The organism is Streptomyces sp. MMG1533 (assembly GCF_001279775.1).
Classification (GTDB): domain Bacteria; phylum Actinomycetota; class Actinomycetes; order Streptomycetales; family Streptomycetaceae; genus Streptomyces.
The window spans coordinates 17,662-30,357 of the sequence record NZ_LGDG01000289.1 but is presented as its reverse complement, the minus strand read 5'-3'; the positions used below and the strand labels follow the sequence as shown (position 1 = coordinate 30,357).

Below are 12,696 nucleotides of genomic sequence, written 5' to 3'. Positions count from 1 at the left end.
CCCCCCGCACTATGGAACCCCCGCCCCCGCAGCTCCGTCTCGTTCCACGAAAGCCGACGAGAGGCCGACGAAAGGCAAGGCACGGACATGGAACGGCGCACACTCATCGCCGTCGGCGCAGCCACCCTCACGGCCGCGGCCACCGCCTGCAAGGCCGGCGATTCAGGGTCGGCCAACGGCACACCGACCACGCCCCGCTCCTCCTCGCACCCCGCGTTCACATCGACCGGCGCCACCACCCCGGCCAACTGGTCCGCCCTCGCCCGCACTCTCGACGGCCCCCTCGTCCGCCCCGGCGACACCGCCTGGCCTGCCGCCCGCCAGCTCTACAACACCCGCTTCGACGCCCTCAAACCGGCCGCGGTCGCCTACGTCGCGCACCCCGACGACATCCGCACGGCCCTGTCCTACGCCCGAGCCCACGCCCTCCACGTGGCGATCCGCAACGGCGGCCACTCCTACGCAGGCTGGTCCTCCGGCAACGGCCGCCTCATCATCGACGTCTCGAAACTCAACCGCGTCCGGGCAAGCGGCAACACGGCAGTCGTCGGCGCCGGCGCCAAACTGATCGACGTCTACCGCGCCCTCGCCGCGAAGGGCGTGACGATCCCCGCCGGCTCCTGCCCCACGGTCGGCGTCTCCGGCCTCACCCTCGGCGGCGGCCACGGAGTCGTCTCCCGCGCCTACGGCCTGACCTGCGACAGCCTCACCCAGGCCACCCTGATCACGGCCGACGGCAAACAGCTCACCGCGAACGCCACCGACCACAAGGACCTCTTCTGGGCGCTACGAGGCGCGGGCAACGGCAACTTCGGCGTCGTGACGGAACTGCACTTCAAGACCCACCCGGCCCCGCGGGCAGTGACGGCGAACCTGTCCTGGCCGTGGTCCAGGGCCGCGGCGGTCGTCAAGGCATGGCAGGAATGGGGGCCGACCCAGCCGGACGAGATCTGGTCGTCCCTGCACCTGGCAGGCGCCTCCGGCGGCAGGGCCACCGTCTCCGTGGCCGCCTTCTCCCTCGGCACATACGGCGAACTCCAGAACGCGGTGGACCGCCTCGCGGACAAGGTGGGCGCCCCCGCAAGCAGCGTCTCCCTCCGCCGCCGGGGCTACGAGGAGGCGATGGAGATCTACGCGGGCTGCTCGTCGTTCTCCTCCGACGCCCAGTGCCACCTGCCCGGGTCCACCCCAGGCCGCTCCCCGCAGGGCGCACTCGGCAGGGAGACATACGCGGCACGGTCGGACTTCTTCGACAAGTCCCTCTCCTCCGCCGCGATCCGGACCCTCCTCAAGCAGATCTCGTCGATCCGCGGCGGCTCGGGCAGCATCGCGTTCACGGCCCTCGGCGGAGCCGTCAACCGCGTCTCCCCCACGGCAACGGCCTTCGTCCACCGCCGCTCCCGCATGCTGGCCCAGTACATCGCCTCCTGGCGCGCCGGCACGAGCGGCTCGACGGCGGAGTCCTGGCTGACCGGAGCCCACACGGCGATGAAGCCGTACGCGTCCGGCGCCGCGTACCAGAACTACACCGACCCGACCCTGAAGGACTGGCGAAAGGCGTACTACGGCGACGCGGCAAACCGCCTGGCAAAGCTGAAGAAGCAGTACGACCCGAACCGCTTCTTCACCTACCCCCAGGCGCTGTAGGGCCGGCCCTACGCGGCGAGATCCCGCTCCTCGGTCCCGGCGGCCTCGCGCTGGGCCCCCGGAATCGTCGTGTCCTGCCCGCCGTACGACCGCCCCCGCGCCCGGACCAGCCACCCGGCCCGAGGCGACCGCTCGACGGCCTTGACCACCGGCGTCAACAGGGCCATGGCCACGGGCGAGAGCAGCAGCGCGACAGCCGTACCGAGTGCGAACCCGCCCACCACGTCCGTCGGATAGTGCACACCCATGTAGATCCGGCAGAACCCTTCGAGCAACGCGAGGCCGAGTCCGAAGAGCCCGAACTTCCGGTTGGCGACGAAGAGTCCGACTCCCATGGCCATGGTGATGGTGGCGTGGTCGCTCACGAAGGAGTAGTCGGTCTTGCCGGAGACGAGGACATCCAGTCCTTGATGGGTGAGGAAGGGCCGGGGCCGCTCCACGAACCCTCGTATCGGCACGTTCACCAGCACGGCGATCCCGGCGGCAAGCGGCGCCCAGACGAGAGCCGCCACGGACGACGCGGCGTCCTCGCCGCCCCGCCGGCGCACGGACCACCAGCACCACACCACGAGCAGCACCATGGCGAGCAGCAGCCCGTACTCGCCGACGTACTCCATGCCCCGGTCGAACCAGGCCGGCGCGTCCTTGGCGAGGCCATTGATGTCGTACAGCAGATCGACGTCAGGGTTCGACCCGGATTCTGCGAGTCCAGCCATGGCGCACGGCCCCTTCGTCGTCTCTCCCGGCACGCCCTTGCGCGCGCCGATGTTGCCCACCCCCGTGGTGTGTAGATCCGCTTACGTTGACTGTGACGTCCGCCCGTCCGCTCGGCTACGTCATCAGGAACGCACGGCTCCCGTAAATACGTTCCACACTCCACCGAATGATCACGCAGACGTTACCTAAGAGAGACTCATCACTGCAGCTCAGGGGGTGGGTTCACGCTCGGTTCACACCGTCGTGGGGAGCGCTTTCGCGCCATCTTCGGTGACCCGGGTGGCCCCGAAGTAGTCGGGGGTGTCGATCGGGTCGAACCGGATCACAGCACCTGTTCTCGGCGCGTCGATCATGTACCCACCGCCCACATAAATACCGACATGCCGGATGGCCCGCGAGTTGGTCAGGTCGTCCGAGAAGAACACCAGGTCGCCCGGCAGCAGCTCGTCCCTGGCCGGATGTGGCCCCGCGTTGTACTGGTCGTTGGCGACGCGCGGCAACGTGATCCCGACACTCTCGTACGCGGCCTTGGTCAGCCCGGAACAGTCGAACCGCCCGTTGTCGGCCGCGGTACCGTCCCCGCCCCACAGATAGGGCGTGCCGAGCTTCTTCTGCGCGTAGTAGATGGCCCCGGCCGCCTGCTTAGACGGGTCGACCCGACTGACGGGGGCGGCGAAGCTTTCCTCCAGGGTGCGGATCGTCTTGACGTAGTTCTGGGTCTCGCTGATGGCCGGAACCCCACCCGCCTTTATGACGCGGTACGCACCCGCGTTGTAGGCGGCGAGCATGTTGCTCGTGGTGTCCCCGGGCACGTCCTTGACGTACTTCGCGAGCTCGCAGTCGTACGACGCGGCCGATGGAATCGCGTCATTCGGATCCCAGATGTCACGGTCACCGTCTCCGTCACCGTCGATGCCGTGCGTGGCCCAGGTGCTGGGGATGAACTGGGCGATGCCGCGGGCGTCGGCGTGGCTGGTCACGTCCGGGTCGAAACCGCTCTCCTGGTAGAGCTGGGCGGCGAGCAGTGCGGGGTTGATGGCGGAGCAGAGATTGCCCCACTTCTGAACTAGGGTCTGATACGCAGCCGGTACCGACCCCTTGGCCAGCGCCTTGGTGCCTCCGCTCACCCCGTTGGCGAGGTTCCCGGCGACGACGTACACCCCGACGACGAGGAGCATCACGAAGCTCAGGCCCAGCCCGACCGCAGTACCACCGACCACCCAGACTTTGCGCACGGCTCAACCCTCCCCCGTATCGCCGCTATTCAAGGCCATTTCAGGTGAGAGTGGCGTCATTTCACCGTGAACCCGTCGCACATGATGCTCGTGTAGTCGTCGGGCGTGCGGATGTGGTGGAACTCCACGGTCCAGTCGCCGGGGTCGTTGGCCAGCGGGATGGAGGGCTGCGGCTTGCCCTTGATCCAGGAGCGGAAGTCGTCCGGGTAGGTGACGTACTTCCAGCTCGTCGGGTCGCTGCCGCCGAAGATGTCGATGGGCTTGCTCAAGTAGCCGATGTTCGCGTTGTCGCTCAAGAGCCCCTCGACGGGCTTTCCGGTGCTGGGGTCGATGTCGTGGGGCGGCTTCACGCTGACGGTGACGTAGTACGGCCCCTTGGAACCGAGCGTGCCGTCGTCACGGAACCCGATTTGCACCTTGTTGTCGAAGGTGTGGGTCTGCGAGGTCTCGCCCGGGGCGTCGGGATCGCTGATGGACCCCATGAACGCGTTGCTCGCCCTCTCCTCCGGGGGCAGTTGGCACTTGCCGGTGGCCGAGCTCCACAGCGCCCGGTCGATCTTGTCCCCTGCGTAGGCGGGTGCACCGTTCGACGCCTCCGAGGCCGCCGGAGTCGGCGACTTGGCCGACTCCGAGGTGGCCGGAGACGTCGACTTGCCGCCTCCGGCCGCCGAGCCCTCGTCCTTCTTGTCTCCCGGCGCCATCAGCACGAACGCCGTCCCCGTCCCCGCGGCGACCGCCACCGCCGCAGCCGCAAGCCACAGCCTGCCGCTGCGGCGAGGGGCCCGCGGCCGGCTCATCTCGGTGGGCGTGTAGCCGTACGCCGCCCCGGCCGTCGGCAGGTCGTGCGGGCTCACCGGCGCGTACGCGGGAGGCGTCGGCAGCCCGGCCCCCGACTGGACCGTCGGCGTCCGCAACACCGCCCCGGCCGCCCCCGGCGTCTGCGGCACCGCCTCGGCCAACTGGGCGAGCCCGGCGTAGAAGGGGTCCTCGACGAGCGCCGCCCGCACCCCGCACCGCGCGATCACCTCACCGAGCCCCGGCCGTGCTGCCGGGTCCTTGGCCACGCACGCCTCGATGAGCGCCGCCAAGCCCGGCTCCACGCCCACGACGTCGATGGGCTCGTGCACGGCTCGGTAACTCACCCCGGCGGGCTCGCCCATGCCGAAGGGCGGCCGCCCGGTCGCCGCGTACGCGAGTGTCGCCCCCAGCGCGAACACGTCCGCCGCCGGCCCGACCTCGTTGCGCATCAGTACTTCGGGCGCGGTGAAGCCGGGCGTGCCGGGCGCGAACCCGGCCTCGGTGAGGGCGGTCTGGCCCACGCCCCTGGCTATCCCGAAGTCGATGAGCTGCGGCCCCTGCGCCGCGAGGATCACGTTCTGAGGCTTGAGGTCCCGATGCGTGACACCGTGCGCATGCACCGCCGCGAGCCCCTCGGCCAGCGCGGCGAACACCCCACGGCACGTCTCGGGAGGCAACGCCCCCCGCTCCCCCACCGCCTGACTCAAGGTCGGCCCCGACACGAACTCGGTGGCCAGCCAGTAAGGCGCCGCATCCAACGATGCGTCAATCAGGTTCGCGGTATACGCACTCCGCACCGCCCGAACCGTCTCCACCTCCCGCCGGAACCGCGCCAGCGCCTCCGGATGGTCGGTGATCTCGTCCCGGATGACCTTGATCGCAACCAGCCGCCCACCGGGCGACCGAGCCAGATAGACCTGTCCCATCCCGCCCGCGCCGAGCCGTGCGAGCAACGTGTACGCGCCTATGTGCGCCGGGTCCCGATCCTTCAGTGCATCCACCGAACCGACCTTGCCACAGAGATCAGTTCGAGGCGTCCCGATAGAGCGAGCGGGCCTCGGCCCCGAGGACCACGCTCGGGTGTCTTGCACTCATTGCTGACAGGGGCGGTGCGAAGACGGGTACGGCCACCTGGCCCCTCCCCGCGGCAAAGACCTCAGGCCGGCGCAGCCGACGACATCAGCTCCTCCAGCTTGTCGAGACTCTGAGTCCAGCCCTCCTCGTGCAGAGTTTGGCGCCCCTCAGTGGCGAAGTCACCCTGGCTGAGGACCAACTCGGCCCGTGTGCCGCCGATATCGCGAAGCGACAGCGTCACCACCGTCTCCCGATCATCGGGATCGGGATCCTCCCATCGGAAGGTGTAGGACAGACGTTCCGGGGGGTCGACCTCAACGAATTCCCCCACCAGGTAGAACAGATCGCCTTCCGGAGGTCGCATCGCGACCCGATAGCTACCGCCTGGCCTAAGGTCGCTTTCCACACTTGGGATGGTGAACCCGTCAGGGCCCCACCACTTGGCCAGTGTCCGCGGTTCGGTCAACGCTCGGAATACGACCGAGCGCGGTGCGCGCAGGACCCGCTGCAGATGCAGCCTCAACCCGCCATCGTGCGTCATCACGAACCTCCTCCAACCGAAGGCGCCGAGATGGACCACCATGCTCATCCTAAGTATCCCGTCCGTGAACCGCGATCTCTCTGGCCAGGGGCGATGCGAGGACGGACGAGGTGGCGTTCGCCACCAAACCGGCCCTGGCCACCGCGATGATCACGCGTGCCCTGGACGCTGGTCCCGCTGGCGACGCCGCCATCAAGCCCACGCCCGCAACGGCCACCACCGACGACAAACAGCCCAAACCGCATGAAGATCATCATCTACGGCCGGAGTACTAGGATCGTCGACGTCGCCGTGGGCCACCGCTCGCACGAGCTGCCCTGGCCCTCGGCCTGCTGCGTGACGGGAGACGCTGATGGGCTCGTTCGATGTGCCGCTGGACGACGAACGCACCCAGCTCGATGCGTTCGTCGAGGAGTACCGGAGCGCCCTGGAGGTAACCCTCGACGGTCTTACCGAGGAGCAGGCGCGCCGCCGGCTCGTCTCGTCGGCGACGACGTTGCTCGGGCTGCTCAAGCACGTCACCTGGATGCAGCGGATCTGGTTCGAGGAGTGCGTCGGCGGCACGCCCCGTCGGGAGCTCGGCCTGGTGCAGACCCCGGACGAGTCCTTCCGGCTCGCCGACGACGACACCGTCGCCTCCGTCACGGCGGCCCACCGTGAGGCCTGCGCGACGGCCCGGGCGGTGGCCGCCGACCTGCCGCTGGACGCCGTCGTGACCGGCCACCGGGCCGGGCCGCGCACGCTGCGCTGGGTGTACTTGCAAGTCCTGCGCGAGCTGGCCCACCACTGCGGGCACGCCGACATCCTGCGCGAACAGGTACTTGCCGGCTGAGTTCTGAGGACCAGGTCCTAGCGCAGTGAGTGACGCCGGTAGCCCGACTCGGGTGGCCCGAAGGTCAGCCCGTTCTCGTCGAGGGCGTTGGCGATGGTCAGTTGGCTGCGAGGGAAGCGAAAGCTGACAGCGACCGTTCCCTGGGCCATGTCGCTGCCGGTCCATTCGAGGAGCTCGACGTCCTGAAGGACCTGGCCCTGGAGCGCGTGCAGCTCGGGGCGCATGTCGTGGCGCCACTTCAGATCGAAGCCGGGCCACAGGACCGGCTGGTGAGGGTCAACCGTGTTCCAGGTGATCGAGAGGTCGTCGAACTTTTGGTGGTTGATCTCAATCCGTTCTCCGGTGAAGTCGAGCAGGACGGGGCAGTCGGAGAACCACTCGTCGTCCTGAACGTCCCAGACCAGCCAGGCGTGGATCAACGGGCGGCCGATGAGCGCACGCAGTTGCTGACCATGGCCTGCCTCGACCGCAGAGCGACCGTTCAGCCATTGAGGCCGGTAGCCTTCGATCCCGAAGTCGAACACGCCAGGATCCTCTCAGAACCAGACATCACGCGGCACGGCCACGGCCCGGGGACCGGTCCGCCGTTGGCAGGACACGAGGCCTTGATGGGCCGCATCGCAGGGCGGCTCGTCCGGGTGGAACCCCGACGCCGGGCGAGGGCACCGGTGCTCGGGTTGCTGCCGGATCTGCCACGCAAGAACTGCTGGACGCTCGCCGAGCACGCCGAGGACGCATCCCCGGGCTGCTCAACCTTCTCCACGCCAGCGCCCCTCCCTCACGTCAGGACGCCTCACTGACACTCCACCCACATCAGCTTGCCCGCCCACACCGCGTCCTCCATGACATACACACCCCACGCATCCGCACACGCCCGGACGAGATGCAGCCCGCGGCCGTTCTCGGCGGTCTCCACAGGCTGTGGACCGACTACGTCGAAGCCGGACGGGACCTTCGGATCGGAGTCCCATACGGCGAGCCGGAGCCGGCCCGTCTCCATCGCGCGGAGACGGAGGGCGTAGGGGCCGCGGGTGTGGAGGTGGGCGTTGGTGAGGAGTTCGGAGGCGAGAAGTTCGGCGGTGGGGCTGAGGGAGGAGAGGCCGTGGGCGGCGAGCACGGTGCGGAGGGTTGCGCGGGCGATCCCCGGTGCGTGTGGATCGTGCGGGAGGTGGAGGGTGTAGGCCCAGGGCGGGGTTACGGTGGCCACGGAAGTCTCCGATCACTGAGGGGAGTTGGGGATGTGCGGACAGTGGATGCCAAGTGGCGGTGCCACCCCGTCGGGCGGTGCGCTTCTGGGCGAGGGCGCCGAGTTATAAGCTAGCGGCGCCCAGGTAATGCATTACTCGAATTCCCTAAAATCCATTCCGATCCACCCATGTGGGTGATGAGCCGCGGCAAGGAGGGGGACCAGCCCTTGAGGACCAACCCGACGGGTCGTCAACTCCGCTTGGGCACTGAGCTGCGCAAACTTCGGGAGCGCGCAGGCCTGACTGCCACCGAGGCCGGTCAACTGCTGGGCTCCAAGCAGGCCCTGATCAGTAACATCGAGGCCGGGCGAGCGGGGGTGAGCCCCGAGCGCGTGCGTACGCTGGCCTGCCACTACGACTGCCAGGACCAGGCCCTGGTCGAGGCAATCACCGGAATGATCGGTGACCGCAAGCGCGGCTGGTGGGAGGAGTACCGCGAGATCCTCCCCGGGCCTCTGCTCGATCTCGCCGAACTGGAGCACCACGCCAAGTCGCTGCGGACCACGATCACGGCACGTGTCCCCGGACTGCTTCAAACCGTGGACTACGCCCGCGAGATCTTCCGGCAGGGTGTGACCGAGCTGTCCCCGCCCGACATCGAGCATCGGCTCTCGTTCCGCATCAAGCGCCAGACCGTGCTGTACCGCGAGGACCCGACCCCATATGAAGCGATCATCCACGAAGCCGCCTTGCGGATGAAGGTCGGCGGGTCAGCGGTGGCACGGCAGCAGCTCAAGCACCTGCTCGACATGAGCGAGCGAGACCACATCACCCTGCGGGCCCTCACCTTCGACGTCGGCGCCTACCCCGGCTCGGGTCAGTCCATCTACTACGCGCGCGGTCCCGTACCCGAACTCGACACCGTCCACCTGGACCAGTCCCACGGCCTGACCTTTCTCGACGCCGAGGCACAACTGCGCAAGTACCGGACGCTCTTCGACCGACTCGACGCCGTCGCCCTCGACTCCGAGAAGACCCGAGACCTCATCAACTCCGTCATCAACGACCTCTAGGAGCCCTCTTGACCACGTACGCCTGGCAGAAGTCCTCGTACTGCTCCGAAGGCGACTCCTGCGTCCACGTCGCCGAATCCGCCGGAACGATCCATCTCACCGAAAGCGCCGACTCCCGCGGGGCGATACTCGACGCCCACCCCGCCGCCTTCGACACCCTCCTCGACGCGCTGAAGAAGGAAACCCACCGTTGAGCGACATCCCCCCCGACCTCACCTGGACCCGGGCCGCCCCGCCGGACGCGACCGGACCCGGCCCCTGGATCGAGGTCGCCTTCGGCGAGGGTGAGGACGGGGACGCCCCCGTCTACCTCCGCGAGACCAGCGACCCGGACAACGTGGTCACCACCAACCGCCGCAAGTGGGACGCATTCGTACTCGGCGTACAGGCGGGCGAGTTCGACCACTTCGTGGCGGGGCTGGAGAGCCGGCCGGATGCATAGGAGCCGGGTGTACGCGATCCTCATCGACGCACCCGAGGAGGAGGCCGCCCAGGCGGCGGCCTTCTGGTCGGCGGCGCTCGGGGCACCGGCCCGGCCGGTGCCGTCGGAGGAGCAGTTCACGGTGCTGCACGAGGCGATTCCCGGCCTGGTCACCGCGATTCAGGCGGTCGACGACGCCCCGCGCTTCCACGTCGACATCGAGACGGACGACGTGGAGGCCGAGACGGCACGTCTGCTGGACCTCGGCGCGACGCAGGTGTCGCAGTGGCTGGAGTGCCGGGTGCTGCGGGCTCCCGGTGGTCACCTGGTGTGCGTCGTGCCGGTGCACAGCGACCCGGATGTCTTCGCGAACGAAGCACGCATCTGGTCATGATTCAGAAGCGCGCGGGCGGGCGGATGGCCGACGGCCGCGTCCCCGTACCGCTTCCGGCCTGCGGATTGTCATGGACGAGATCACATGCCGGGCGTATCGTGCCTCCGCGCACGCTCTTCCGCGGGCCGTTCAGTCTTCTCGCCCGTGGGGGGCCGCCGTCATGTTCGGATCCAGTGATCTCCGTCCGCGTCCTTTGCTGCCCGGCGGGGTTCCGCGCTCGTCGCGCGGCCTTCTGGCCTTGGCGGCGGCGCTGCTCGCGGCGGTCGCCCTCAGTGATCTGTTCGCCGTGTTCGTCGGGGCCCGGATCTACACGCTGATCGACGAGGACCAGGGTTTTGTCACCGGTCCACAGCAGGAACTGGACGCCGCGTACTCGCTGTATCAGACGGCAGGGAACGTTCAGGTCGTCTTGTATCTGCCCTGCGCGGTCCTCTTCGTCGTCTGGTTCTTCCGGATGCGCCGCAACACCGGGCTGCTGGCGCCGGACCGCTTCCGCAGAGGCCCCGGCTGGGCCGTCGCGGGCTGGCTCATCCCGCTGGTGCACTTCTGGATGCCGTACCGCGTCGCCGTAGAGATGTGGGGGGCCGCTGCACCACTGCCGGCCGACGGCGAGCCGTACCGGGCATCGATCTGGCCGGTGAACCTGTGGTGGGGCCTGTTCGTTTCCAGCACGCTGTTCGGCCGGTACGCCGAGTCGCGCTATGACAACGCCGACGCCGTCGCGGAAGTCCGGGACGCGGTGATGCAGTACGTGGCGGCCGACGTCCTGGACGTCGCCGCCGCGGCGGCCGCGGTGTACTTCGCCGTCCGGTTGACGAACATGCAACGGCTGAAGGTGACCGAGGGGCCGTACCGGACGGACGTGCAGAAGCACGCGTCGAAGTAGGTCGACCAAGTCGAAGTAAGTCGAAGTAGGTCGAAACCGCGGCGATCTTGCGGCCGCGCCGCGCACGTGGCTCGGCGAACCGCTCACACGTATGGCGAACGGCCATCGAGGTGAACCTGGTCAACCTGCAGGGAGGAAAAGCACCGGACAACGCGGAGGGGAGGTCTGATTGTGTGCGATCCGCTCTGACGGCCGGTTCCGCACAGATCTGCCCTGATGCTGCCGAAAGGCCGTCCCGCCTCCGCACCGGCAGAACATCCGAGGAGCAGGAACGACGATGGCACCCGATCCGACACCCGCCCAGGTGACCATGACCCTGGCTGCCCTTGCAGCAACCGGGGCCACCCCGCGTCCGTCCGGGGAAACCCCGGCGCAACAGACCGAACGAATCATCACCGGCATCGACGCGCAACTGAGCGATCCCAGCCTTGCGACGCAGGGCGCGTGGAAGCTGGTGTGGCTCGCCCTGAGCGAGGCCAACGCCAATATGGCCTACATCGCACGGAGCACCGACGGCTCGAACGAGTTCGCCGTGGTCGCTCGCGGAACGGACGCCGATCTGACCGACATCCTCGAGGACCTCGACGTCGGCACAGTCGTCCCGTTCCCCGAAAGCGGGTCGCCGACGCCCGTCGCCGTTTCCAAGGGGGCCATGGATGCGTTCAAACGGGTTGTCACCGCCCGCTCGATCGCCTCACCCTCCCCGAACGTCACGCTCGCTCAGGCGCTCGCCGCCGCGCTCAAGTCGGCGCCCTCCTCGCCGCAGCCGACCGTCTATCTGACCGGTCACAGCCTGGGCGGTTGCATCGCCACCATGCTCGCGCCGTACCTGCAGGCACAGACCTGGCCGAAACAGCCGCAGTTCGCCGTGATCACCTATGCCGCTCCCACCGCCGGCGTGCAGAGCTTCGTCGACTACTTCGACTCCGTGCCGTGGGTCATCGACGAGCGCCATAACAACGCCTACGACCTGGTACCGCACGCGTGGGCCGATCTCGACACCGCCGCCGGCTGGTACCCGAGCCCGGGACCGCAGGCGACCGAAGAAGTGAAGCTGCTCATCGGGGCGATCTCCAAGCGCACCAAGGGCAACGTCTACGTCCAGCCCGGCACGCTCTGCCCGATGAACACCGGATACACGAGCCTTGCCAAGAACCTGGTCAACAAGACCACCCAGGACTTCCTCGGCCAGGTCGCCTTCCAGCACGCCAACTCCACCTACCTGGACCTGGTGGGGGCACCTGCCGTTCCTTCCGGGCCGGTGGTGACCGACGTGACCCCCACCTTCGGCGCACCAGGCGCCACGGTGACCATCAACGGCACCGGTTTCGGTCCGGACAGCATGGTCGACTTCGGCGACTTCGCCTGCACCACGCGCAACATCGACCCCTCCGGCAATCGGATCACCGCCAAGGTCCCCAGCGGAACCGGCGTCGTCCACGTCCGCGTCACCAACACCCTCGGCACCTCCCCGGCCGTCGCGATGGGGCAGTTCGCCTATGGCGGACCGGCACCTGTGGTGGTCAGTGCGGTCAGCCCGACCAGCGGAAAGGTCGGCACCCCGGTCACCATCAGCGGCTCGGGCTTCGCCGATGGCGCCACCGTGCACTTCAAGGACAAGGCATCCGATTCGGTCAAGTTCGTCTCCAGCGGCCAGATCACCGCAACCGCGCCCGGTCAGCTCGACGACCACCAGACGGTGAACATCACCGTGACGGTCGGCACGGCCAGCTCTCCCACCAGCCCGGCCGACGAGTTCACCTACACCGGACAGTAGCGTCCGCACGCCCCGTTTCCGGGGTGACCCTTGGAGCAGCCCCGGGCCCTTGCCGCCGACCGGTCGAACCGTGCCCGGGCGAGGGATCGCCGCGTGACCGTTCGCCCTGCGGCA

General features: G+C 68.6%; 15 protein-coding genes and 1 pseudogene. 10 read left to right on the top strand and 6 right to left on the bottom strand.

The genetic code is table 11. From position 1 onward, the window contains the following. Positions 1 to 87: 87 nt before the first annotated feature. The gene (locus ADK57_RS45740; protein ID WP_053755718.1) at positions 88 to 1,647 is read left to right on the top strand and encodes an FAD-binding oxidoreductase; all 1,560 of its coding nucleotides are present in this window, start codon (positions 88 to 90) and stop codon (positions 1,645 to 1,647) included. An 8-nt stretch (positions 1,648 to 1,655) separates the two neighbouring features. On the opposite strand, the gene ADK57_RS45735 is transcribed toward ADK57_RS45740, so the two are convergent. The 4 genes from ADK57_RS45735 to ADK57_RS45720 all read right to left on the bottom strand — a co-directional run bounded on the left by ADK57_RS45735 (position 1,656) and on the right by ADK57_RS45720 (position 6,060). Next, positions 1,656 to 2,363 carry a phosphatase PAP2 family protein gene (locus ADK57_RS45735; RefSeq protein ID WP_053755721.1) on the bottom strand — a complete coding sequence of 236 codons (708 nt, stop codon included), beginning with the start codon at positions 2,361 to 2,363 and terminating at the stop codon, positions 1,656 to 1,658. Positions 2,364 to 2,597: 234 nt separating this feature from the next. Beyond that, positions 2,598 to 3,542 carry an NlpC/P60 family protein gene (locus ADK57_RS45730; RefSeq protein ID WP_199830821.1) on the bottom strand — a complete coding sequence of 315 codons (945 nt, stop codon included), beginning with the start codon at positions 3,540 to 3,542 and terminating at the stop codon, positions 2,598 to 2,600. Between the two features lie 113 nt (positions 3,543 to 3,655). Beyond that, the gene (locus ADK57_RS45725) at positions 3,656 to 5,398 is read right to left on the bottom strand and encodes a serine/threonine-protein kinase (protein WP_053755716.1); all 1,743 of its coding nucleotides are present in this window, start codon (positions 5,396 to 5,398) and stop codon (positions 3,656 to 3,658) included. Positions 5,399 to 5,553: 155 nt separating this feature from the next. Beyond that, positions 5,554 to 6,060, bottom strand: a complete 507-nt coding sequence (locus ADK57_RS45720; protein WP_234390602.1) for an SRPBCC family protein — start codon at positions 6,058 to 6,060, stop codon at positions 5,554 to 5,556. A gap of 62 nt (positions 6,061 to 6,122) precedes the next feature. On the opposite strand from ADK57_RS45720, the gene ADK57_RS50340 reads away from it, so the two are divergent. Both ADK57_RS50340 and ADK57_RS45715 read left to right on the top strand, forming a co-directional pair. Next, positions 6,123 to 6,287 (top strand): hypothetical protein, encoded by a 165-nt coding sequence (locus tag ADK57_RS50340; protein WP_159050250.1) that lies wholly within the window; start codon positions 6,123 to 6,125, stop codon positions 6,285 to 6,287. Between the two features lie 77 nt (positions 6,288 to 6,364). Then, the gene (locus ADK57_RS45715) at positions 6,365 to 6,844 is read left to right on the top strand and encodes a DinB family protein (RefSeq protein WP_053755715.1); all 480 of its coding nucleotides are present in this window, start codon (positions 6,365 to 6,367) and stop codon (positions 6,842 to 6,844) included. A 17-nt stretch (positions 6,845 to 6,861) separates the two neighbouring features. Here ADK57_RS45715 and ADK57_RS45710 read toward each other — a convergent pair whose 3' ends face one another. Then, positions 6,862 to 7,368 (bottom strand): hypothetical protein, encoded by a 507-nt coding sequence (locus tag ADK57_RS45710; RefSeq protein ID WP_053755714.1) that lies wholly within the window; start codon positions 7,366 to 7,368, stop codon positions 6,862 to 6,864. Between the two features lie 84 nt (positions 7,369 to 7,452). Here ADK57_RS45710 and ADK57_RS48610 point away from each other — a divergent pair. Continuing rightward, positions 7,453 to 7,587, top strand: a pseudogene (locus ADK57_RS48610) (IS701 family transposase); the annotation flags it as partial. Between the two features lie 50 nt (positions 7,588 to 7,637). Here the strand turns inward: ADK57_RS48610 and ADK57_RS45705 are convergent. Continuing rightward, positions 7,638 to 8,051 carry an ATP-binding protein gene (locus ADK57_RS45705; protein ID WP_053755713.1) on the bottom strand — a complete coding sequence of 138 codons (414 nt, stop codon included), beginning with the start codon at positions 8,049 to 8,051 and terminating at the stop codon, positions 7,638 to 7,640. A gap of 207 nt (positions 8,052 to 8,258) precedes the next feature. Between ADK57_RS45705 and ADK57_RS45700 the strand changes: the two genes are divergently transcribed. The 6 genes from ADK57_RS45700 (at position 8,259) to ADK57_RS45675 (ending at position 12,582) form a co-directional block, all read left to right on the top strand. Next, positions 8,259 to 9,104 carry a helix-turn-helix domain-containing protein gene (locus ADK57_RS45700; RefSeq protein ID WP_053755719.1) on the top strand — a complete coding sequence of 282 codons (846 nt, stop codon included), beginning with the start codon at positions 8,259 to 8,261 and terminating at the stop codon, positions 9,102 to 9,104. Between the two features lie 8 nt (positions 9,105 to 9,112). Next, complete coding sequence (locus ADK57_RS45695; protein ID WP_053755712.1) at positions 9,113 to 9,298, top strand: DUF397 domain-containing protein; 186 nt, start codon at positions 9,113 to 9,115, stop codon at positions 9,296 to 9,298. After that, complete coding sequence (locus ADK57_RS45690) at positions 9,295 to 9,546, top strand: DUF397 domain-containing protein (protein ID WP_053755711.1); 252 nt, start codon at positions 9,295 to 9,297, stop codon at positions 9,544 to 9,546. Before ADK57_RS45695 ends, ADK57_RS45690 begins: the two co-directional genes overlap by 4 nt. Before the next feature lie 7 nt (positions 9,547 to 9,553). Then, positions 9,554 to 9,919, top strand: coding sequence for a VOC family protein (locus tag ADK57_RS45685; RefSeq protein WP_234390601.1), 366 nt, complete (start codon positions 9,554 to 9,556; stop codon positions 9,917 to 9,919). 160 nt (positions 9,920 to 10,079) lie between these two features. Next, positions 10,080 to 10,805, top strand: a complete 726-nt coding sequence (locus ADK57_RS45680) for a DUF4328 domain-containing protein (RefSeq protein WP_234390600.1) — start codon at positions 10,080 to 10,082, stop codon at positions 10,803 to 10,805. A gap of 277 nt (positions 10,806 to 11,082) precedes the next feature. Next, the gene (locus tag ADK57_RS45675; RefSeq protein ID WP_053755708.1) at positions 11,083 to 12,582 is read left to right on the top strand and encodes an IPT/TIG domain-containing protein; all 1,500 of its coding nucleotides are present in this window, start codon (positions 11,083 to 11,085) and stop codon (positions 12,580 to 12,582) included. The last annotated feature ends 114 nt before the right edge of the window (positions 12,583 to 12,696 follow it).